The 23,915-nt window shown below is 34.2% G+C and carries 17 protein-coding genes and 2 pseudogenes; all 19 read left to right on the forward strand.

What is annotated here, in order from left to right; genetic code table 11:
* Positions 1 to 12: 12 nt before the first annotated feature.
* Positions 13 to 891: an NAD-dependent epimerase/dehydratase family protein gene (locus CST_RS00610; RefSeq protein WP_015357858.1), complete on the forward strand. Its 879-nt coding sequence runs from the start codon at positions 13 to 15 to the stop codon at positions 889 to 891.
* A 23-nt stretch (positions 892 to 914) separates the two neighbouring features.
* On the forward strand, positions 915 to 1,835 hold the full coding sequence (locus tag CST_RS00615; RefSeq protein WP_015357859.1) for a glycosyltransferase family 2 protein: 921 nt from the start codon (positions 915 to 917) through the stop codon (positions 1,833 to 1,835).
* A 40-nt stretch (positions 1,836 to 1,875) separates the two neighbouring features.
* The gene (dusB, locus tag CST_RS00620; protein ID WP_034842267.1) at positions 1,876 to 2,838 is read left to right on the forward strand and encodes a tRNA dihydrouridine synthase DusB; all 963 of its coding nucleotides are present in this window, start codon (positions 1,876 to 1,878) and stop codon (positions 2,836 to 2,838) included.
* Between the two features lie 333 nt (positions 2,839 to 3,171).
* Positions 3,172 to 6,387 (forward strand): Ig-like domain-containing domain, encoded by a 3,216-nt coding sequence (locus tag CST_RS00625; protein WP_015357861.1) that lies wholly within the window; start codon positions 3,172 to 3,174, stop codon positions 6,385 to 6,387.
* Positions 6,388 to 6,874: 487 nt separating this feature from the next.
* Positions 6,875 to 7,186, forward strand: coding sequence for a winged helix-turn-helix transcriptional regulator (locus CST_RS00630; protein ID WP_015357862.1), 312 nt, complete (start codon positions 6,875 to 6,877; stop codon positions 7,184 to 7,186).
* 219 nt (positions 7,187 to 7,405) lie between these two features.
* Entirely contained in the window at positions 7,406 to 8,740 is a 1,335-nt protein-coding gene (locus CST_RS00640; protein ID WP_015357864.1) for a Wzz/FepE/Etk N-terminal domain-containing protein, read from the forward strand.
* 99 nt (positions 8,741 to 8,839) lie between these two features.
* The gene (locus CST_RS00645; RefSeq protein WP_015357865.1) at positions 8,840 to 11,953 is read left to right on the forward strand and encodes an O-antigen ligase family protein; all 3,114 of its coding nucleotides are present in this window, start codon (positions 8,840 to 8,842) and stop codon (positions 11,951 to 11,953) included.
* Positions 11,954 to 12,029: 76 nt separating this feature from the next.
* A pseudogene (locus tag CST_RS00650) lies at positions 12,030 to 13,108 on the forward strand (DegT/DnrJ/EryC1/StrS family aminotransferase).
* Positions 13,109 to 13,630 carry a sugar transferase gene (locus tag CST_RS00655; protein ID WP_015357866.1) on the forward strand — a complete coding sequence of 174 codons (522 nt, stop codon included), beginning with the start codon at positions 13,109 to 13,111 and terminating at the stop codon, positions 13,628 to 13,630.
* Positions 13,620 to 14,285, forward strand: a pseudogene (locus CST_RS00660) (IS256-like element ISCth5 family transposase); the annotation flags it as partial. The gene CST_RS00655 and the pseudogene CST_RS00660, both read left to right, overlap by 11 nt.
* A 151-nt stretch (positions 14,286 to 14,436) precedes the next feature.
* A complete protein-coding gene (locus CST_RS00665; RefSeq protein WP_015484823.1) occupies positions 14,437 to 15,864 on the forward strand; it encodes an ISLre2 family transposase in 1,428 nt (475 codons plus the stop codon).
* Positions 15,865 to 16,155: 291 nt separating this feature from the next.
* On the forward strand, positions 16,156 to 16,923 hold the full coding sequence (locus CST_RS00670; protein WP_275450129.1) for a LicD family protein: 768 nt from the start codon (positions 16,156 to 16,158) through the stop codon (positions 16,921 to 16,923).
* A gap of 2 nt (positions 16,924 to 16,925) precedes the next feature.
* Complete coding sequence (locus CST_RS00675; RefSeq protein ID WP_015357870.1) at positions 16,926 to 18,029, forward strand: glycosyltransferase family 1 protein; 1,104 nt, start codon at positions 16,926 to 16,928, stop codon at positions 18,027 to 18,029.
* A 20-nt stretch (positions 18,030 to 18,049) separates the two neighbouring features.
* Positions 18,050 to 19,153, forward strand: coding sequence for an EpsG family protein (locus CST_RS00680; protein ID WP_015357871.1), 1,104 nt, complete (start codon positions 18,050 to 18,052; stop codon positions 19,151 to 19,153).
* 18 nt (positions 19,154 to 19,171) lie between these two features.
* On the forward strand, positions 19,172 to 19,705 hold the full coding sequence (locus CST_RS13780) for a CDP-glycerol glycerophosphotransferase family protein (RefSeq protein WP_015484824.1): 534 nt from the start codon (positions 19,172 to 19,174) through the stop codon (positions 19,703 to 19,705).
* Positions 19,665 to 20,099, forward strand: a complete 435-nt coding sequence (locus CST_RS13785) for a CDP-glycerol glycerophosphotransferase family protein (RefSeq protein ID WP_081594879.1) — start codon at positions 19,665 to 19,667, stop codon at positions 20,097 to 20,099. The genes CST_RS13780 and CST_RS13785 overlap by 41 nt, the downstream gene beginning before the upstream one ends.
* A gap of 93 nt (positions 20,100 to 20,192) precedes the next feature.
* Entirely contained in the window at positions 20,193 to 21,401 is a 1,209-nt protein-coding gene (locus tag CST_RS00695; protein ID WP_015357874.1) for an IS256 family transposase, read from the forward strand.
* Between the two features lie 319 nt (positions 21,402 to 21,720).
* Positions 21,721 to 22,449 (forward strand): glycosyltransferase family 32 protein, encoded by a 729-nt coding sequence (locus CST_RS00700; protein ID WP_015357875.1) that lies wholly within the window; start codon positions 21,721 to 21,723, stop codon positions 22,447 to 22,449.
* Positions 22,450 to 22,468: 19 nt separating this feature from the next.
* Complete coding sequence (locus tag CST_RS00705; RefSeq protein ID WP_015357876.1) at positions 22,469 to 23,896, forward strand: lipopolysaccharide biosynthesis protein; 1,428 nt, start codon at positions 22,469 to 22,471, stop codon at positions 23,894 to 23,896.
* Positions 23,897 to 23,915: the final 19 nt, after the last annotated feature.

Consider the following 23,915-nt stretch of genomic DNA (forward strand, 5'->3'; position numbering starts at 1 on the left):
GGAGGGTTTGTTATGAATGTATTCATTACCGGCGCGTCAGGGTTTGTGGGGAGCCATCTGGTTAAAGCATTGTCAGCTGACAAAGCGGTTAAGCGAATTTATGCCCTTTACAGGAATGAAGACCAGATAGCCTTCCTGCCTAAAGTTAACCCGGTAATCGGCGATCTTGAGAAACTGCCTGAGATAGATCTGGATGTGCCGATAGATTTGGTTATTCACCTTGCAGGGTATTTCAGGAACGAATCGAAGAAATTATGCGAGAAGGTAAATCTTCAGGGTACGAAAAACACCATCGCTTTCTGCAGGAACAACGGCATAAAAAGAATACTTTTTTACAGCACGATAAACGTGGACCTTAAAACAAAGGGAAATTATGCGACAACAAAGTTAATGGCCGAAGAGGAAGTTAGAAAAAGCGGCCTGGAATATATGATCGTAAGGCCGGCGCTGATTTATGAAGGAAGAAAGGGAAGCCTTGGCAAAATAATAAGATATGTCGAGAAGCTTCCCTTTGTGCCTGTTTTCGGGGACGGAAATGCGAAGGAACAGCCAATACATATAGACGAGATTGTAAACTTAACGGTTGCAATGATAAAGGATTTTAAACCGGGCACCGTCCTGTACGCCGCAGGTAAGGAAGCGATGACATTCAGAGAAATGATCAATATTATTGCCCGGACAATGAACAAAAAAGCAAAAATCCTTACAATCCCTGCAAAACCTGTGCATGCCGTTTTAAGGCTTTTCGAAAAAGCCGGTATTCATATAGGCATATCATCCGAGCAGGTTGCCCATATGAGCGAAGATCTGGCCGCAGACATGAACGAAACGCTGAAGCTTTATCCGGTAGAACTTAAATCTTTTGAGGAAAACATCCGCAGAGAGCGTTAAAAAACTTTAAGGTCGGTGTTCTGATGCTGTCGGTTGTTCTGCCTGTGTATAACGAAGAAAACCAGATTGAAAAGACGGTAGCGGAAGTCAAAAACACGATAAAGCAGCTTGGCGAAGAGTATGAAATAATAATCATAGACGACGGTTCCACAGATAATTCATGGGAAGTGCTGAAGAATCTGGCGGATAAAAACGCCGAAATTTCGGCATACCGGTTCAGTCGCAATTTCGGAAAAGAAGCGGCTTTAATGGCCGGTTTGTCCCATGCAAAGGGTGACGCATGCATAACAATGGATGCGGACCTGCAGCACCCGCCCGAACTTATCCCCGAAATGGTAAGTTACTGGAAGGAAGGGTTTGAAGTTGTGGAAGCAGTAAAAAAGGACAGGGGAAAGGAAACGTCATTCAGCCGGTTTTCAGCATCGCTTTTTTATAAAATAATGTACAGGCTTTCGGGTTTTAACCTGGAAAATGCGTCGGATTTTAAGCTTCTGGACAGAAAAGTTGTTGATGAAATAGTTAGAATGCCCGAACGGGAAACCTTTTTCCGCGGCCTTGCTGCATGGGTGGGTTACAAAAGAAAGGAAGTATATTTCAGCGTGCCCGAAAGGGAAACGGGGAAAAGCCGATGGTCGAAAATCAAGCTTTTCCGCCTTGCCATAACGGCCTTTACATCCTTTTCGTCCCTGCCGCTGCAGTTTGTAACCTTCATGGGAATACTTTTTCTGATAGGTTCAGTTATTCTCGGAATACAAACTCTGGTAATGAAACTGAAGGGCTGGGCGATAGGTGGCTTCACAACGGTAATTCTTCTTCTTTTGATAATAGGAAGCTGCCTTATGATAAGCCTTGGCATGATAGGGATATATATAGCCCGTATATATAATGAAGTGAAATCAAGGCCAAGATATATAATTTCAGAAAAATGTGGAAAGGATAAATAAGGTAAAAATCGACTTAAGAGGAGACTTTATGAACACGACAATCAGGATTGGCTCATTTGTACCTAAAAACAACATATTCCTTGCCCCTATGGCGGGCGTAACCGATATGCCGTTCAGGTACCTGTGTTCCAGAATGGGAGCAGGCCTTACATACACCGAAATGGTAAGCAGTAAAGGCATGTACTATAACGACAAAAAAACCGAGCTTTTAACGGTTACCCATCCGGAAGAGGCTCCGTGTGCGGTGCAAATATTCGGCTCAGAGCCTGAAATAATGGCAAAAGCCGCTGAAAAACTAAGCATGCGGGATGATATAGCTATAATAGACATTAACATGGGATGCCCTGCGCCGAAAATAGTAAAAAACAATGAAGGCTGCGCATTAATGAGGAATTTGAAACTGGCGTCGGAAATAATTAAGGCAGTTGTAAAGGCATCTTCAAAACCAGTAACGGTAAAGTTCCGTAAAGGCTTTAACGAAGACAATGCCGTCGAATTTGCCAAAATGGCTGAAGAGTCAGGCGCCAGCGCCGTTACTGTCCATGGCAGGACGCGGGAACAAATGTATTCGGGAAAAGCAGACTGGGATGTAATTGCCCGGGTAAAACAGGCAGTTTCAGTTCCTGTAATCGGGAACGGGGATATATTTACTCCTGAAGACGCCAGGGAAATGCTTGAAAAAACCGGGTGCGACGCAGTAATGGTGGGGAGAGGCGCGCAGGGAAATCCATGGATATTTAAAAGAATTCTTCATTATATATTATATGGTGAAATACTGCCTTACCCAACGGACGGCGAAAAATTGGAAATCATACAGGAGCATTATAGGATGATGATTGAGCTTAAGGGCGAGGAAACGGCAGTTAAGGAAATGAGAAAGCATATAGCCTGGTACCTTAAGGGTATGCCCGGAGCCGCGGCGCTGAGGGCCGAGATATTCCAGGCAAAGACCTTCAATGAGGTGCTGGATATTTTAAATGAGTATTTCAGCAGGCTGCAATAAATTTTTCAGGAAATATATTTCCAACATGAGTTAAATTGTGGTAAACTGTTGCTGCCATGATGACGATATATTAATTTGCAGGTTTATTAAAGGAATGTATTTATCCTGTTACCGGAGATTGCTATAAAGTTACAATTTGTTTACACATACCGGCGGTTTGTTGACGCACTAAAATACCAATGATATAATAACGTTGAAATTCATGATATGCTGCCGATGCATATCCTGAATTTATAAAAAAGCAAAGTTAGATTATCAGGGAAGCAGGGTAATCTGACTTTGTAAAAATAAAAAAGGCCGCTTCAAACAAATTTCAAAAGGGAGGATTTAGTTATGAGGAATCTCAAAAAGCTCTTGGCAGTTATCATGGTAGTTGCAATGATCGCATCAATCATGGTACCTGCACTGGCTGAAGAAGGCTTCAACTACGAAAAAGAAGCTGAACAGCTGAGAGACCTCGGGCTCTTCAAGGGCACCAACAATGGATTGGAACTTGAAGCAGAGCTCACCAGAGAACAGGCTCTGACACTCATGATCCGTATCATGGGCCTTGAAGATGAAGTTGCAGCAATGACCGAGGAAGAAGTCGCTACTTACATGGCAAGGGTTGTTGACCCCGAAACCGTTACAGAAACATGGGCAAGACCATATGTTGCATATGCCGTAAAGAATGGTCTTACCAAGGGAATTGACGGAAACATTTGGCCGAATGTTAAATTTGCAGGCCAGCTCAAAGTAACAGGTAAAGAATTCATCAACTTCATGCTGTACGGCATGGGCTATAAGGACGTAGCTTGGGATTCAGTTCTCGACAAGGCTGCTGAAGTTGGAATGCTCAGTGCCGGTGAAGCTGTTAGGTTCGGTACAATCCAGGTACTGACAAGAGACAATGCCGTAGGTATTATGTCAAAGGCTCTGAAGGGAACAACCTCTGAAGGTATTACTCTCGCTGAATACCTGGTTAACAAGGAAGCCGTTGACAAGGACAAGATGGTTGAATACGGCTATTACACACCGACACCTACACCGACAGAGGCTCCTGTAGTATTTGCTGCTGAAGCTACTGTTAATAACCTTGCTCAGGTTAGCGTCACTTTTAACCGTGATGTTGACAAGGATTCAGCAGAAGATGTAGGTAATTACAAAATCAAGAATATTAAGATTGCCGATGCAGCTCTTCAAGACGATGGAAGAACTGTAGTATTAACACTGAATTTCGCAGATGTTGAAAAGAAGATAGAACAGGGATTTACAACTGATTTAACAATTAACGGCGTCAAAGACCTTGACGGTGAAGTTTTAAAGGACTACACCATAGAAGATGTCGTATTTACCGATGATGAAATTCCTTACGCCGTTGACGCTGCTGTTGTTGGTAAGAGTACAATTAAGGTAGTATTCTCTGAACCTGTAAAAGGTGACTATAATAACGACAATAAGATTTATACATTACCCAAATCTAATTTCTCCGTGAATAATGGTAAGTCCTATATTAAGCAGGTAAAATTGCAGAAAAACAATACAGAAGCTTTGATCCAGTTGTATAACTCATTAAAAGAGGGAGAAATTACACTGGCTGTTAAAGCCGATACAAAAGACTACGCAGGTTATGCAGTGAAATATACGACCTTTACACTGGAAGTAGTAGAAGACAAAGAAGCACCTGTTGTTATCGCATATGAAAAGGCAACACGTTCTGAAGTCACATTAATTTGGAGTGAAGATGTTGAAGCAAATGGTAAATTAGATCCTACCAAGTTCTACCATACAAATTCAAAGAATATTGTTCGTCAGGAAAATCCTGCCAAAGAACAGTATTCTGTAAAATTTGATGGTAACAAGACAACACTTTACTTTGATGATGACTATCTGCTTCCTAATGGTACTGCATATGTATATGTTGCTAAGGATGCAGTAAAAGATTTGTGGGATAATAAGAATGAATTGCAAGTAATTAAAGTGGAAATTGAAGTTGATGAAACTGCACCGGAAGTAGTTGGCATTGATGTTGAAGACGAGAATAAGATAGTAATTAAGTTCAATGAAGAATTGGACGAAGATACAGCAGAAGATGAAGATAACTATACGTTGTTAGACAATAAGGGAAAAGAAAAGGCTAATATTATTGATGATATTGTTTATACCTCTAAGAAGGTAACAATAACCTTTAATGACGACCTCAATGGTGATTATACAATAGTTCTTACCAACATCAAAGATAAGTCCGGCAACAAGATGGAAAAGACTGCAATAGACTTTAATGTTGGTGATATAGCACCGCCTAATCCGGCTAAATTCACAGCAACGCTTTATAGAGCTGGGGACAAAGATCAGATGCTGAGAGTTTACTTCGATGACGTAATGGCTACCGATGGTAAATATTCAGTAACTGACGTTGAGAAATACGCTATTTATGACTCGGATGAAGAAACTCTGTTAGTAAGACTTGAAGAGATTGATGATGTTGTTATTGAAATAACCGAAGATGGTAAAGCAGTTGAAATTTATGTTCCTTCCAGGCAAGATGTAGATGATGACGAAGCAGAAGAAGGCGTGGATTACTTCAACTTAGAAGATGGAATGTATGTACAGATTGGTCGTGTAGCTGATGCAGCAGAAAACAAGATGGAACTTATTTCGACTTTAGTTAAAATTAAGGAAAGCAACGATATTGGTATTGATAGTGTAGAAGCCACAGCTACCGATACAATTAAGATTACATTCAAGGACGTAGTTGAGGATTTCTATCCTGAAGATCTGAAGATTGAAGTGAATAAAGTAGAGAATAATACAGTAATAGAGAGAGTATACCTCACAAATAAACATTTTGCAGGAGTAACTACATCAATTAATGATGACGGAAATACAGTAGTAACGATTACAATTGATGAAGATTATGCCGATTTGATTAATAACGATTTAAGAAAGACACCTGTTACAGTGCATGTAGTAGGCGATAAGTCAGAAAACAGATACGGGATGAAACTTGAAAGAACAGCAAGAAGTGCAGAAGACAAGATTAAACCTCAGGTATACGATGATGGCAATGATGATGAAGATTACGCAGCTACTACACGTAGGTATAGCAAGGATAAGAAAGATGAAAAGAATCGTTATGTAGGAGATTACTTTGCATTAGATCGCAAGGATAGCTATACGGTAAAAGAGGACGTATATTACTTCACGGGATCATTGTATTTGAATGAGGAAGTAAGATGCGCAACTACCGACAACATATTGCTGGGTGCTGATTTTGTTGTTAAGCTCGATGGTAAGAAGTTGGTAAATGGTCAGGATTATCGCGTAGAAATTGGTAAGAAGGACGAAGTTAATGGTATATACGAACTGGTATTCTATTTCAAAGGTAAGGAAGTAAAGAAAAACGGTAATGTGGTTGGTTATAACTTCGATGGAGACTTAGAAATTGAATTGTCATCAGACGCTAGCTACATCGTAGATATGTCCTCTAAGAAGAACAAGATTGAGGCATTTGATAAGATTAAGCTGAAGAATATTGAGTTCTACGTAAGTGTAGAGAGTGTAGAGTAAAATGATTAAGCAACCGGAAGATTAAATCTTCCGGTTGTTTTTTTAAAGCTCTATATGATATCTTGAACATATATAACTAAAATTAGTAAGATACCCAAAAGTTGGATATAAAATATATTTTGGTACTCAAACATTTATTAAAGAACTTTTATGTTAGTTATATGTCTGAAAAACCATGAGATAAAAAGTACAAGCCATTGAAAAATTAAGATCGTTAAAAAGGAACATAGTAATTATAATTTTAAACAAAAAATTTTTAAGCCAATTCTGTAATTAAAATATAACATTTATGTAGTTGACAGTTACAAAAAACTCTGATACGATTTTGTTCAGAACTTGAACAAAATCGTTTTCTTTTTTTACGGTGTTTCGGCCCGTAAGAAAAGTACGATATTAAAATATAAATTTAATTTATGGCATTTTTAGGCTAATAGATGACAGGTTGGCTTAAAAATGCTAAAGATAAAGTATTGTCAAAAATTAAAATATGATAAACGAACTTGAAATTTTAAAAAGTGTCAATGAAGAAAACAAAATAACGCAAAGAGAGTTAGCGAAAAGAACAGGGCTTTCCCTTGGTACAGTGAATGTGCTGATAAAAAGGCTTATACATAAAGGACTTATAAAGATCGAACACATTAATTCCAGAACAATAAAGTACGTTCTGACCCCAAAAGGCATAGCGGAAAAGGCACGACTTACATATCAATACATTGTTAATTCGTATTATTACATCATAAGCGTTGAACAAAAGATAGAACAAATAATAAGCAATAAAAATGAAGAAAAAAAAAAGTGATTTTATATGGCGAAAAAGACGAGCTGTATGATATAATAACAGCTAAGCTGAGATCAAAAAATAAAGAATTTGCCTATGTCCAAAGGGGCTCTGATCTTAGTGTTTATACCAGTGATCAGTATATTATCATAACCTGGCATCCGGAAGATGTTTTTAAAAACATGCATAATTGTGATATTGTAAATATTTTGTAATTAATAATAAGTAAAGGAGAATACTATGGAAGAGATATCTTTAAGAGAGATTTTAGAAGTTATTTTGAAAGGAAAATGGCTTATAGCTCTGATTACAATTGTTGCAGTATTATTAACTGGTATTGGTACATATATAATGTTGCCGAACAGTCAACATGTGGTCGCAATTATTAATATTAATTACCCTGGCATTGAACAGGGGTTAAATCCGGACGGTACGCAGTTTGACATTCTGCAGTTAAAGTCTCCTTATGTCATTGAAAAAGCGCTTGAGGAACTTGCTTTAACGAATAGTGGCCTAAAGCTTGATGAAATAAGAAGAAACATTGATATAACACCTATTGTTCCTGATGATGTTTCTCAAAGAGCGGAAACAATACTTAAACAGGGCCAGGAATTTGTATATTATCCGAGTGAATATAAAATTACATATAAAATTAATAAAGCTTTTTCATACAGCCAGGGAATACAGTTGGTGGAAGAAATAATTTCCCAGTACAAAAAATATTTTTACATGTTATACTCTGATGTTAAAACTGTAGAAAATACGATAAGCAATGTTGACTTGTCAAATTATGATTATCCTGACATAGTGGAAATTATAAATAAACAGGTAGAAAGCGTACAGGAACTTTTAGAAAGCAAAGCAGAGGAAGGCAGTGGCTTCAGATCCTCGAATACAGGTTATACTTTTACTGATTTATCAAGAAGTTATGACGTTTTAAAAAATGTAGATATAACAAAGTTAGAATCCTTAGTAAATACAAATACCCTTACAAAAGATCGTGAAAGACTCATTAAAGACTATGAATATCGGGTTAAAAGAATGGAACTTGAAATGGCAAAAAAGAGCAGCGAGGCAGAAGAAGCAAGAAAGCTGATGGATCAATACAAGAAAGAGGATTATGTATTGTTACCCGATGCATTAGGAGGTCAAATAAAAACCGAGAATACAAGTTCCTATTACAGTACGTTAGCTGAAATGGCAATAACAGCAAGTGTTGAGGCTGCTAACCTGCAACATGAAATTGAATATTACAGGAATGAAATTGAGCGGTTAAAGTCTGTGCCAACGATTAACAAGGCAAAATTGATGGAAGAAGCAGATAATTTGATTGAAACCATAAAAAGCAAGATGTCTGATTTGGTAACGAAAACGAATGATACATTGGAAGATTATTATTTATATAAATACGAAAACAATATACGACAAATTGCACCTGCAGAAATAGAAACAGGAATTAATATACTGATGAATCTGGCAATTGCTTTTGTTGCAGGTATTATGATAGGAATTTTTGCTGTATTGCTCAGGTACTATTGGAAGAGCACAGAAAATGAGAAAATATCAAATCATTAATATAATTCGGGGGACAAAACACATTAGTTGTTCTGTCCTTTTATTTTGAAAAATATTATAATTTGAAAATTAGCTTAATATAAAAAAAGGAATGCGGATATGAGCAGAAAAGAGCAGACAAGACGTAATATTACAAAAAAAGAAAATATATTAAAAATTTTGAGGATATTTTTAATAGCGGCTTTGACAATAATAATTTTTTATCCTCCCTATTTGCAGGGATTATATTTTGAAAAACATGTTTTGCCAACACAAATAATTGTTTTTACTGTTTTTATAATATTTTTGATTTATAAATGGCTGAAAAATGATAATACGCCATTCTTTAAAACACCTTTGGAATATGTGTGTTTAGGCTTTGTAATAGTATACTTTATATCCATCTTTGCTGCAGTACATACCCGTTCCGCAATAACAGAATGGCTTAAATACTGCATGTATTTTGCAGTATTTTACATGATTTCAGATTTAGCCGACAATCTGAAAACCAAATTATTATTTTTGTGGACAATAATAATCTCTGCCGTTGGTGTTTCGATTATTGGCCTCGATGCTGCATTTGGTGGTAATTTAGTAAGAATATTAAATAGATTCTTCAATATTTTAGGTGTAGAAGGAAATTTATTCTTTGGTTTGTTTGAAGGTAACAGAATACATTCAACATTACAGTATCCTAATGCTCTGGCAGCCTATTTAATGGCTGTTTATTTTATTGCAATTGGATTACTCATGTATTATGAGAAATTATGGCAAAAAATTTTAATTAGCTCATTTTCCTTTATATTGTTTACTACTTTTATGCTTACACAAAGCCGTGGAGCGCAACTACTCTTTCCTGTAGCTCTAATAATTTTGTTCATTGCAACACAAAAAGGCAACAGAGTAAATACATTAGTGCATGCTATATTATTATGTTTACCCGCAGGAATTACATCACTGTTGATATCGAACTATTTATCCGCAGATGTGCTAAATAAAAAAGCACTTTTATATTTAATTTCAGGATTACTGGCAACAGTATTAATTAGCATTTTAGTAAAATATATTGGTAATTTGTTGCAGAAAGTTAATTGGAAAGTATACGTCTTATTAATACTGCTTATTGCGATTGCGGTAACTGCAGGAATGTATTATGCAGTTAATTCATCTATTCCTGCAGAATTATCATTAATTGATTCCCCAGTTGATAGAGGAATATCGGTTTCAAAAGATGTAGCATTAGAACCTAATAAAGAATATACACTGGAGTTTGAGGCTGAAGGAAAAATGAAAGAGGAGAAACCGTACTCGTTTTCTGTAAGAATAACTAATAAAAGTTTAAGCGACATATTGTTTGGTGGCGGAAATCAGGTTGTTAGGAACGACTATTCTGCAACAAATGGATTTGAAAAATTAAGTTTGTCATTTAATACAGAAGAAGATACTAAATTGGTAAATATTAATTTTGTGGTGTATTATTCCGGTACCAGTGCAACAGTAAATAAAGCACTTATTATTGATAAAGAATCAGGAAAAGTAGTAAAAAATGTAATACTTAAACATAAATATAACTTAGATAGTTTAGTATCGAGATATCAAAATATATTATTACAGCGAAGTTTATTATCAAGGATTATTTTCTATAAAGATGGATTTAAAATATTTAAGGATTTCTGGTTTTTAGGTGCTGGCGGAGGTGCATGGAGCTATCTTTACAGAAAGTATCAGTCATTTAACTATACAAGTAACCAAGCACATAATTATCCATTGCAAGTAGCTATTGAAACAGGAATTTTGGGCATTATTGTGTTAGTGGGTTTTATAATTGTCATTGCAATTTGTTATGGTAAATATCATAAGAAAAAAGAGAATAATAATATCATTATATATGCACTAATTATTACAGCCATAGCTTATTTGCTTCTGCATTCTTTTATCGACTTTGACTTTGCGGAAAGTTCAATATTACTACTATATTGGGCATTAATTGCTTTATTTAACAGAGAGTTAATTGATAATTCAGGGTCAATGAGATTGAATTTATCTGTTGGAGATAAAAAACGAAAAAATAATATTAGAGTGGGTAGATATCAAAAATATTTATTATTTGCTACTATTATAACTTCATTCGCAGCGTTATATTTTTCTTCGTCCTTTTCCATAGCTTCCGCTTTTGCAAAACAATCCTTTGAAAGTTTAAAAAATAATGATATTGAAGCGGCGATTAATAAAATGAAAAAGGCAATTAAATGGGATAAATTTAATGAAACTTATGTTATAGGTTATAACCCAATGCCAAACAGGGCAGAGCTCAAAGCTGGTTTAATTGATATATTGTTCGTGAAAAATGATATTTATAAACAAGCCGAAAACATCGGAGATAGTATTTCAAAAGAAGAATTCAATATTTTTCAAAAACAGTTTTCAGAGGCATTAATATATCTAAAAAATGTTGAGAATATGGCTGAAAATAATTTGTACTTATGCAGTTCATTAGCCAGTTTTTATTTTAAAACAGGAAATATAGACAAAGGTATAGATTATCTCAATAGGGCAATAAGTTATTTCCCGTTTGAGCCTTCATTATGGCATTCCAAGGTTAGTGTATATTATCAATTGATGAAAGAGTATTTCAATAATGGAGAATATGACAAGGCTGAAAAATATATATCGGAAGGTTTAAATGTTATTGATGAAGTTAAAAATGTAAATTTTAAAAATATGAATCCTTTTGTTTTAAATGATGAAACAATAAAGTTACTGCAAACTATAAAATTTATACAGGATAATTTTGATAATGAAGAAGAATTATATGACGTTAACAATGTATTACACTACAGCATTTTTAGTATGGATGTTAACAGTGATAATATTCCGGATCAATGGATGATAAGTAACCAGGAAACATTGAATATTTCTATTAATAATGATAATTTGTCTGTTCAGACTCCAGAAGAAGCTTATTTATATTTATATACCCGTTATCCTATAAAACTGGTCGAGGGAAAAACATATATAATCGAAATAAAAACTCAGGATAATAGCACGGGTGGGCAAATTTATTTTTCTTTTATAGGAATAATGTCGAAAGCTAAACAGTTAAATAAAGAAGGAAATAAATATATAGGTGAGATATTAATTGAAAATAAACCAGATGATAACGGAAATCAGTTCAGAATATATTTTGAAAGAAGTTGCGTTATAGAAAGTATAACTATTAAGGAAATGAAATAATGTATTTAAAAATATTAAAAGAGAAAGGCAGATGTCTGTTGATTAAAGAAAAAAAATTTATTTATCATCACCTCACATGAGTGATGAAGGATACGAAATGGAATACATTAAAGAAGCATTTGAATCAAATTGGATTGCACCACTGGGCCCAAATGTTGATAATTTTGAAAAAGAATTTGCGGCAAAAATAGGGGCAAAGCATTCTGTTGCATTATCATCCGGTACTGCGGCAATACATATGGCACTAAAGGCAGCAGGAGTGGAAAAAGGTGATATTGTTTTTTGCCAGTCATTAACTTTTGCTGGTACAGCTAATCCAATAATATATCAAAATGCAGTTCCGGTTTTTATAGATAGTGATTTAAAAACATGGAACATGGATCCTGAAGCTCTTGAAACGGCATTTAAAAAATATCCCAATGTAAAGGCTGTTATTGTTGTTCATTTATATGGTTTATCTGCGGATTTGGACAAAATAATTGAAATTTGCAGGAAGCATAATGTTGCTCTGATAGAAGATGCAGCTGAAAGTTTAGGAACGAAATATAAAGGAAAATATACAGGTACATTTGGTGAATATGGTGCGTTTTCTTTCAATGGCAATAAAATTATAACCACTTCCGGTGGTGGAATGTTAGTTTCTGATAATGAAGAAGGAATTTCTAAGGTCAGATTTTGGTCTACTCAGGCAAGGGACAAAGCAAGGCATTATCAGCATAGTGAGATAGGCTATAATTACAGGATGAGTAATATTGTCGCTGGAATTGGAAGAGGTCAATTAAAAGTTTTGGATCAAAGGATAGCGAAAAAAAATATATTTTTGAGTTTTATAGACATGAACTGGGACAACTGGATGGTATTAAGTTAATGCCAATAAATGAATGGAATGAACCAAATTACTGGCTTACATGTATCACTCTTAACGGCCGTATTAAACCGATGGATATAATTCTGGCCTTGGAAAAAGAGAATATTGAGAGCAGACATATATGGAAGCCTATGCACATACAGCCTGTGTTTAAAGATTGTGATTTTATCGGAAGTGGAGTTTCTGAAAAGATTTTTGAAAACGGTGTTTGCTTACCCAGTGATACAAAGATGACAGACGATGACTTAATAAGGGTATGCAGTATTATCAAGGGGCTGTGGTCATAAATGTTCTACAGGAAGTATAGGAAGAGAATAATGGACATTGTTATGTCACTTATAGCGATTATTATACTAAGCCCTGTTTTACTTTTAATTGCAGCATTAGTTAAGATTAAGCTCGGAAGCCCGGTAATATTTAAGCAGAAAAGGCCGGGACTTAATGAGAAGATATTTACACTTTATAAATTTAGAACAATGACTGATGCGAGAGATGAAAATGGTATGCTGTTACCGGATAATGTTAGATTAACTAGATTTGGAAGAATGCTAAGAAGCACAAGTCTGGATGAGCTCCCTGAACTATTTAACATTCTAAAAGGAGATATGAGCTTCGTTGGCCCAAGACCACAGCTTGTAAAAGATTTGGTTTTTATGACTCCGCAACAAAGAAAAAGACATAGTGTTTTACCCGGTTTAACCGGATGGGCACAGATAAATGGGCGGAATGGTATCACTTGGGAAGAGAAATTAGAATTAGATTTGGAGTACATAAAAAACATTTCATTTTTTAAAGACAGTAGGAGTTAATCAACAAGGTGAACGGGAAATATTAGGTTTTGATGTAGGGATGAGTGAAGACGGGGCTTTTTGGGAGGAGTTTTTAAGAAGGCTGGTAGCAAGGGGTCTAAAAGGTGTAAGGCTTGTAATCAGTGATGCACATGAAGGGCTGAAGGCTGCAATAAAGAAGATTTTAACGGGAAGTGCATGGCAAAGATGCCGTGTACATTTTATGAGAAACGTATTAAGCCAGGTACCAAAGCATTATCAGGGAATGGTATCATCGATAATACGGACAATATTTGCCCAGAATGATCAGGAATCTGCGAGGGAACAGTTAAGGCATGTAGTAGATGAGCTTAAAAATCGTTTTCCAAAAGCAATGAAAATTCTTGAAGAAGCAGAAGAAGAAATCCTGGCATATATGGCTTTTCCCCGTGAGCATTGGGCACAGATACACTCCACCAATCCTCTTGAGAGACTTAACCGGGAAATTCGCCGTCGAACGGATGTTGTTTGCATATTTCCAAATCGTGAGGCGGTAATCCGATTGGTAGGAGCAATGCTCATGGAACAAAATGATGAATGGAAAGTAGGGCGGCGCTATTTCAGTCTGGAATCAATGTCAAAGATTACATCGATAAATGAATTTACATTGACACCAGTAGCTTTATTACATAAATGAGGTGAAAAAATGATAAAGTAGAAATCATTTGCTCGAGTAAAATTACTGTAGGGAATTGCATGGAAATGAATTCCAGATGCATTGAAAAGAAGATGACATCCTGTTAAAATATAAAACCTAACCAAAATAATAACAAAGGATGGCATCTTCTATGTATAACAGTATACAACATTTTATTGAATTTGGCACGAAAAAAATTGAAAAAAGAATTAGGGAATTTATTCAGGAAAAGAAGGATCTAGCAGACTTAGTTCTAGGTTTACAAGAAGAGTTAAATGCATTAGGAAGGGATATAACAGCAGAAATTTTAGAAGATATGGATGACTATCTCCGAAACTCCACCAGTCGTAAAACGCATTGGGAGATAGTAAGAAAAGACCGGACTGAAATATTAACAAGTTTTGGACCGGTTAGCTTTGAAAGAACATATTTCAAGCCTAAGAAAGGCGGAAAGAGACAGTATTTAGTGGATCAGATTGTAGGGCTTAACCCTCATGACAGGGTAAGCGCAGATGTAGTTATCAATGTTTTAGAAGAAGCCGCAGAAAGCAGTTATAGAAAAGCTGGAGAAAAGGCTGCATATATGAATGAGATAAGTAAGCAGGCAGTTATGAATAAGGTGCATGAACTAGAAATTGTCCAACCAGGGGTAAAAGAAAGGAAAGCGGAAACACCAAAGATTTTGTATATAGAAGCTGATGAAGATCACGTGTCGCAGCAGGGAAAGAAGTATAAGACAGAAAATGAATGGGGTTTAAGTAGCACGCTGATGCCCAAATTGGTTTATGTACATGAAGGAATTGACCATGATAAAAGCACAAAAAACAGAAAGGTATTAAAGAATGCCAGATATTTTGGAGGAATTCGTGACAGTGAAGAACTATGGCTTGAAGTGTCCAAGTACATAGATGACACATATGACATCGAAAAGGTTGAAACAGTTTATTTATCAGGCGACGGAGCAGCGTGGATTAAGCAAGGATTACAATGGATAGAAAAGAGTAAATTTGTACTAGATAGGTATCATTTAAGCAGGTATGTAAAAACAGCAACAGCACACTTGGAAGATGAAGATATTGAGTTGGAATTAGAAGATGCCTTAAAAGAAGCAAATAAAGCACAATTAAAAAAGGCATTTGCAAAGATTCTAGAAAAGACGGAATCGGAGACAAAGAAGAAGGCAGTTAACGATGCAAAGAAATATATATTAAATAACTGGGCAGGGATAGAGATAAAGGTAGATAACTACGAAATAGTAGGATGCAGTGCGGAAGGCCATGTAAGTCATATATTATCAGATAGGTTAAGTAGCAGACCAATGGGCTGGTCAAAAAGAGGTGCGGATAAGATGTCACAGCTAAGGATATTCAAAAAAAACGGAGGAAAAGTATACGATTTAGTAATGGCACAAAAGAAAAAGGAGCAACGAGAGCAGGCACACCAACTTCAAGATGAATTAATCCGTGAAATGAGAGTTAGAAACGGTAGATATGAAAGTGTATGGAACAGTAATCTAACGGTATTAAAGAAAGGTAATAAAACAGCACTCTATAGTGCGTTGAGAGCTATTGTAGGGTAAGCGGATAACGGATGGAGGGAACGGCGAAGCGAACCCTTTACAATAAGAGGGACCCATATGGTATAATGGACAAAAGTGGCAGCCATAATTTCCGAAGCCCACCGGGTGCCACCCTGGCTGACAAACCATATGGGGGATGCTTGTTGTAAAGGGCGTGACCGTAGTGGTAATTTCAGGAAGTCATCTTATCTTCAAATCCCTACAGTAAATTAACTCTATCAATCATTTTACACCACTTGACAAGACACTATCGGAGATGATATTTTTAAAGTACAAAGAGTTACAATAGATATATTTAAGGAAGTAATTCGTATTTGTGATAAGTATAATATAAATTACTTTATTATTGGGGGAACTTTGCTTGGTGCTATTAGGCATAAAGGCTTCATACCTTGGGATGATGACCTTGATATAGGGATGACTAGAGATGATTATAACAAGTTTATGGATGTAGCTTCTAAAGAATTAGGCGATGAATATATATTACAAACTTTTTTTACAGAAGAGAACACGCCTTTTTACTTTGCCAAGGTCAGAAAGAAAAACACGAAGTTTATCGAAGAGTATTGTAAGGATCTAGATATAAATCACGGAATATTTATAGACATATTCCCATATGACAATATTCCAGATGATAAAAAGCTTAGAGATAAACAACAAAGAAAAGTTAATTTTTGGTCCCAATTATTTATTGCAAAAAGTGTAAAAGGTATAAGTAATATGGAAAATTCTTTAAAAGGGAAAATAAAAAAAATGGCAAGAATGTTTCTTCATTATTTTTTGAAACCTGTATCTAAAAATTACTTATTTTTGAAACTTGATGCTGCGTGTCAAGAGTACAATAATGTAAAATGTAAAATGAAGTCATTCGTTAAATATCCTTATTTGATGATTCCATCTGAGGATTTAATTAATCTTGAAAGAGTTGAATTTGAAGGGATATACGTAAATTGTCCAGGACATCCAAGAGATTATTTGAAACATCATTACGGTGATTTTATGAAATTGCCACTGAAAGAAAAAAGAGTAGGACACAGACCATATAAATTGGAGGTGTAGGAATGGATCAAATAAGGGTTTTACATTTTGTGTCATCTTTAAGTAAAAGTAGCGGTGTTATGAGTGTCATTATGAATTACTACCGCCATATTAATAGAGAAAAAATACAATTTGATTTTGCGTTTTTCAAAGATATTGATAATACTTATGAGGAAGAAATTAAAAACTATGGCGGTAAAGTCTTTCTGATTCCGAAACCACCAAATAAATCTTTTAAAGAGAGATTCGCAGAGATATTAGTCCAAAATAAGTATATTGCATTGCATATTCATGAGGTCTATTTGACTTTTTTGCTGGCTCCAATCGCTAAAAAAAATGGTATTCCTAACATAATAACGCATAGTCATACAACAATGTATTCTGATAAATTGATTAGTTCTATTAGGAATAGAATCTTATGTTTAAGACTAAAGAAACATGCTACTCATTATTTTGCCTGTTCTAAAGCAGCTGGTGAATTTCTATATGGGAAAAAAAGTTTGAATAGTGGTAGTGTTGTAATTATTAATAATGCGATAGATTTGCAAAAATATAAATTTAATCAATCAGTTCGGGACATTGTTCGTAGAGAATTAGGTTTACAAAATAATTTTGTAGTAGGTCATATAGGGCGTTTTAATAAACAAAAAAACCATATTTTTTTAATTGAGATTTTTGACAAAATTAGGAGAAAGAACCCAAGGGCAAAGTTACTTCTTGTTGGTGAAGGACCTCTATTTGAGCAAGTAAAAGAAAAAATAAACCAATTAGATGTTTCCGAAGATATTATTTTATTGGGAAAACGTAATGATGTTCCTGCTTTGTTGCAAGCAATGGATGTTTTTATACTCCCATCTTTATTTGAAGGCTTGCCTGTTGTAGCTGTTGAAGCACAAGCATCAGGTTTGCCAATAGTGATGTCTTCGAATATAACAATGGAAGTAGGATTACATAATTATAAATTTATTAGCTTAAATGAAACACCGGAACATTGGGCGGATGAAGTGCTTAAAATGTATAAAGTTAATGCTAGGGATGATGCGTCTGATATTTTAGTTAAATATGGATTTGACATTAATGTTGAGGCTAACAAACTGGAAAAATTATATATGGATATGAAGAAATAATAAAGGATTTGATATTAGTAATGGGTATATACTATATTCTATTAGTTATCATTCTATTAGAAGCTGTATTGATATTTTTAAATGGTTCATCAAATAAAAAGAAAAAAATATATTTATATCTAGTCTTTCTAAAACTATTTATTATATCTGCATTTAGATCAGCTAATATAGGTAATGATACTGAAACTTATATTGATTTATTTAATAGGTTAGGTCAGGCGGAAAGCTTGTTTTCTGTTCAGACCAGATATGAAATAGGGTTTGTATTGCTCAATAGAATTGTTTACTTTTTTAATTCAAATAGCCAAGCAATAATAATTGTTACAAGTTTTATTATACTTTATTTGTTTTTGACATTTATTTATAAAGAATCATCAATTGCATGGTTGAGTGTTTATTTGTTTATTACGTTAAGGTATTTTTATGCGACTATGAACACAATTAGATTTTGCTTAGCGATGGGTATTATTTTTGTTTCATTTAAATATTTAAAAGAAAGAAAAATAATACCTTTCTCTATTACCGTAATTATAGCAACATGTTTCCATACTACAGCTATAATTTTTTTAATAGCATATCCTATTGTAAATCTTAAATTCAATAGAAAAAATTTTATTTTATTAAGCATAGCAGCAATTATAGGTTTTGTAGCTTTTAATCCGCTTTTAGATTTAGCATTTACGTTATTTCCTCAATATAAGCATTATTTAACATCCAGCTATTTTAAAGGAAACCGTTTAGCGAATTACATACTGTTTTTAATTAATTTTGTTATATTAACTTTTAGCTTAATAATTGTAAAAAGAAATAAAAAGCAATTAATCTTTAATGAAAACTTAGGTGAAGATAGTGAAGTCAATATATTACTCTATATAATGACACTAGGTACAATCTTTTCGTTTATGGCAATAAGAGCAAGTTTATTAGATCGTGTTGCTTCATATTTTTCTGTATTTAGTATTATCCTTATTCCTAAAATTATAAAGATGGTTAAGAATAAATATGAAAAATCAATTTATGTCTATTTGATTATGTTTTTTACATTGCTTTATCACACTGTAATTTTTATATATCGACCAGAATGGAATATAGTATTTCCATATGAATTTTTTTGGCGAAATTAAAAAGGTAAGGTGAGCTTAATGAATTTTTATAAATTGTTTAAAGAGATAAACTTTAGGTTTTTATCTTTTATTAATTTATTTTTTCCTAAGAATGAGAGGAAAATTGTTTTATATGGAAGGAAAATGTTTAATGATAACTTAGAAGCAATGCTTGTTCATTTTATTAATAATAACTATACGAAAAAGTATAAAATATATTGCCTTCTGGCAGAACCAAAGGTATATGAGAGCAAATATAAAAACGAAAATATATATTTTGTTAGTGGCATTCTAAGTAGTATTTTTCACTTGCTTTCATCAAAGTATATTTTTCATACACATTCATTATCCGTGGTAGCATTTAAAGCATGTAGAAACCAAAAAATATTTAACCTTTGGCATGGGTCACCTTTAAAAAGGATGGGAAATTACAAAAAAGATAGTAAAAAACCAGTAGGGGCTAGATCAGATAATTATCTTTTAGTAACCTCTAAGTTTTTTATACCAATATCTATGGAAAGTTACGGGCATACTGAAGAACAAATATTTCTGGGGGGGAAATCCGAGAAATGATTTATTATTTAGTGATAAAAATTGTAAAGAAATGTTAGGCATAAACAATCAATACGACAAGATAATCTTATTTATGCCGACATTTAGAAAGTCTAAAATTATCAATAGAATTGATTCGACTTCGGACTTCCCAATAATATCATCTAAAAATATAAGTGAAATTAACAGTTTTTTAAAGGAAAATAAAGTTCTTTTGGTTATTAAACCACATCCATATCAAAATGATATAGAATTTTTAAATTTAGAATTTACTAATATAATAAAATTTACAAATGAAGATTTAGCGATGAAAAATGTATTATTATATGAACTTTTAGGACAAGTGGATGCATTGGTAACAGATTATTCCTCTGTATATTTTGATTTCTTGTTAACTCAAAAACCAATAGATTAAGTCTATATAATGGTGTAAAAAGGAGTTGAGCCAAAGCTCATACCTCGGTAAAATATAGTTGCTAAACAAATACCAAACCGAGGAGGATGAACCATGGCTCAGTTTAATATTACTATAACCGAAGAACTTTTGCACGGATTATTTTTATCAAATGGTAGGGATGAAGCATTCTCCAAATTGTTGGAGGAAATCTTCAACCAGATACTTTTAGCTCAATCTACAGAGCAAATAGGTGCTGAACCCTATGAGCGCACTGAAGAAAGAGCCGCATACCGCAATGGGTTTCGAGATAGACAAATGACTACGCGAGTTGGCACACTCACATTACGGGTTCCCAGGCATCGCAATGGACAGTTCTCTACAGAGCTTTTTGCCCGATACCAGCGCAGTGAACAAGCGTTGGTGCTGGCTATGATGGAGATGGTCATCAATGGTGTTTCCACTCGAAAGGTTGAGCTAATTACTGAAGAGCTATGTGGAAAAAAGTTTTCAAAATCGACCATCTCAGAACTTTGCAAGAACTTAGATCCAATAGTAGAAGCATTCCGTACAAGGCCTCTGCAAAGCCATTATCCCTTTCTCATGGTGGATGCCATCTATGTAAAGGTGCGGGAAAATGGACGTGTACAGTCAAGAGGTATGCTGATCGCCATTGCCGTTAACGAAGATGGCTATCGTGAAATCATCGGGTTTCAATTAGCCAACAGCGAATCAGAAAGCAGTTGGGGTGAGTTCTTTTCTTCACTCAAGGATCGTGGGCTAAAGGATGTTCGCCTGGTTACCTCTGATGACCATAAAGGGCTGGTTAATGCTGTTAGAAAGCATTTTCAAGGTGCTAGCTGGCAGCGTTGTCAAACCCATTTTTCCAGGAACATACTGGATCATACGCCTAAAGCATTACAGACGGAAATTAAGGAAGAGCTGCGCCAGCTTTATGAGGCTGTTGACCTTGAGAGTGCTCGTAAAATCAGAGACCACATTATCCAAACATATGAAGTCAAAGCACCAAAAGCCACAGCTCTCCTGGATGAAGCATTTGATGATATTACTGCTGTTCTTGCGTTGCCCCTGAAGTATCGGAAACGGCTTCGTACTACAAACGGTGTGGAAAGGTTGAATGAGGAAATTCGTCGTCGAGAGCGAGTCATTAGAATCTTTCCCAATGCTGCATCCGTCATCCGGCTCATGGGGGCTCTATTAATAGAGCAGGATGAGAAATGGCAGACCGGTCGTAAATACCTTGATATGCAGCTGTACTATCAAGTGCAGGATAAGGAATCAAAGTCTGGCACTGCTGCATAGAAGACGCATTTATTCCACGGTCTGTTGACAATGAGCCTCCCATGGCATGTTTTCAGGCATCAGGGCCATCCCCCTTATCTTTGAGGAGAAGTCTTGCGCTAGTATGGTGATGCCCGGCCAACAGCCTAACATGCCATGTACTCATCGTCAACAGCTTTCGCGGCATAAACGCTTAGGCTATTGTCTCATTAGCTACCGTTTGATGACCGAGGTAATTTATACACTAATTTGGACTTGACTATTATATTTACAACAAGTATATTTATTTTTAATATTTCTTCAGAAGAAATAGAAAATAATAAAAATCTGGTGGTAAAAAGTGATACCTAAAATAATACATTATTGTTGGTTTGGTAAGGGAAAGCTGCCTCCATTTGCACAAAAATGCATATCAAGTTGGAAAAAATATATGCCTGACTGCGAAATAAAGGAATGGAATGAGAATAATTTTGATGTTAATATGATTAAATATACTAAGGAAGCTTATGAGCATAAAAAATATGCTTTTGTTTCTGATTTTGCGCGTTTTTATGTTTTAAATCAATATGGTGGTATTTACTTGGATGTAGATGTAGAATTAGTAAAACCCATTGATGATTTACTGAATTATAAAACTGTATTAGGATTCGAAAGTTTAGGTCGAGTAAATCCGGGGTTAATTTTAGCTTCCGAACCTGCTACATTATTTTTAAAAGAAATGATAGAGTTATATAAAAATTTAAGTTTTATTGATAATAATGGAAACATGAATCTTACAACAATTGTTACATATACTACAGATTATTTAAAAACAAAGGGATTAAGGGAAGAAAACGTTAAACAAGAAATATACGGGGTAACTGTTTTTCCTACAGATTATTTTTGCCCTATTGACATGAAAACAAACGAATTGATTATTACTGAGAATACTTATTCTATACATCATTTTAATTCATCTTGGATAAGTAAATGGGGAAAATTTAAAAAGTTTATAAGAAAAATTATCGGTGGAAAGTTATATTATAAACTCTATCTTTTCAAAAAAAATATAAAAGGTTTAATTAAATGATTAAGAAGGCGGAGTTTAATTGGAAAACTACAGAAAGCTAATTAAAAATATTGGATTATTGTCAATTAGCAGTTTTGGCAGTAAAATATTAGTATTTCTATTGGTTCCTTTATATACAAATATATTGTCAACTTATGAATATGGTTCATATGACTTGGTCATTACAAGTATAAATCTATTAATGCCCATTTTAACAATAAACATTTCCAGTAGTGTTTTAAGATTTGCATTAGAAAAAAATATTAATCGTAATGATGTATTTTCTGTCGGCCTAAAAATAACAATAAAAGGTTTTATAGGTTTGCTTTTAATAATTATAATTAATTGGATTTTAAATATTATTCCTGCATTAAATGATTATTGTATTTATTTTATGTTAATGTATCTGGTTAGTGCATTATATCAATTATGTTCGTATTATGCTCGTGGTATAAATGAAATAAAAGTTGTAGCATTTGCAGGTATTATTCAGACAATTTTATTGGTTTTATTTAATATTATTTTTCTAATTTTCTTTAAATTGGGTATATCCGGGTTTTTTATAGCAAATATTCTTTCATTGCTATTAGCTATATTCTTTTACTGTGTATGTTTAAAATTATATAGAATTAACTTATTTAATGTACAAAATAAAAATATCAGAGATGAAATGAAGAATTACAGCAGGCCACTTGTTTTAAATTCCATTAGCTGGTGGGTTAATAATACTTCGGGCAGGTATATTGTAACATGGATTTGTGGTGTTGCAGCTAATGGAGTTTATTCAATTGCATATAAAATTCCTACGATTTTGAATACTTTACAGTCAATTTTTCTTCAAGCGTGGGAAATATCAGCGGTACAGGAGTATGATCCTAATGATAAAAATAATTTTTATGGGAATATATACCATACCTACAATATATGTAATGTTTTGGTTTGTTCTTTAGTAATAATTTTCACTAAAGTAATAGCACATTTTATGTTTTTAAAAGATTTTTATGACGCCTGGAAATATGTACCTTTTCTGTTAATAGCATATGTATTTGGTGCTATGGCTGGGTTGATTGGAGGCATATTTTCGGCTGTAAAAGATACCAAAATGTATAGTTATTCTACTATTGCAGGGGCTTTACTCAATATAATTCTAAATATTATATTAGTTAAAAGTATTGGAGTTATAGGTGCAGCAGTAGCTACTCTGATATCATATTTTGTTGTATGGTGTATTAGAATTTTAAATGTAAAAAAGTATATAAATTTAAGAATTAGAATTATTAATGACTTATGCTCATATCTTATACTATTGTTACAATCAATAGCTATGATAAAGTTTACATCTGCCAGGTTATATATCGTTGAATTTTTTCTATTTGCCTTATTAATTTTTATTTATAGAAATGAAATTAAAAAACTGGTTGAAATTGTAATAAGCAATATAAATAGATTTACACGCAAAAGGGAATAAATGACATACTCATAATTAA

The sequence above is a fragment of the Thermoclostridium stercorarium subsp. stercorarium DSM 8532 genome (assembly GCF_000331995.1).
GTDB lineage: Bacteria > Bacillota > Clostridia > DSM-8532 > DSM-8532 > Thermoclostridium > Thermoclostridium stercorarium.

Coding starts and splice junctions, on each gene's coding strand:
- CST_RS00625 (WP_015357861.1), top strand. CDS start 3,172: ATGAGGAATCTCAAAAAGCTCTTGGCAGTTATCATGGTAGTTGCAATG.
- CST_RS00630 (WP_015357862.1), top strand. CDS start 6,875: ATGATAAACGAACTTGAAATTTTAAAAAGTGTCAATGAAGAAAACAAA.
- CST_RS00615 (WP_015357859.1), top strand. CDS start 915: ATGCTGTCGGTTGTTCTGCCTGTGTATAACGAAGAAAACCAGATTGAA.
- CST_RS00675 (WP_015357870.1), top strand. CDS start 16,926: ATGGATCAAATAAGGGTTTTACATTTTGTGTCATCTTTAAGTAAAAGT.
- CST_RS13780 (WP_015484824.1), top strand. CDS start 19,172: ATGAATTTTTATAAATTGTTTAAAGAGATAAACTTTAGGTTTTTATCT.
- CST_RS00665 (WP_015484823.1), top strand. CDS start 14,437: ATGTATAACAGTATACAACATTTTATTGAATTTGGCACGAAAAAAATT.
- CST_RS00680 (WP_015357871.1), top strand. CDS start 18,050: ATGGGTATATACTATATTCTATTAGTTATCATTCTATTAGAAGCTGTA.
- CST_RS00695 (WP_015357874.1), top strand. CDS start 20,193: ATGGCTCAGTTTAATATTACTATAACCGAAGAACTTTTGCACGGATTA.
- CST_RS00645 (WP_015357865.1), top strand. CDS start 8,840: ATGAGCAGAAAAGAGCAGACAAGACGTAATATTACAAAAAAAGAAAAT.
- CST_RS00640 (WP_015357864.1), top strand. CDS start 7,406: ATGGAAGAGATATCTTTAAGAGAGATTTTAGAAGTTATTTTGAAAGGA.
- CST_RS00610 (WP_015357858.1), top strand. CDS start 13: ATGAATGTATTCATTACCGGCGCGTCAGGGTTTGTGGGGAGCCATCTG.
- CST_RS00655 (WP_015357866.1), top strand. CDS start 13,109: ATGTTCTACAGGAAGTATAGGAAGAGAATAATGGACATTGTTATGTCA.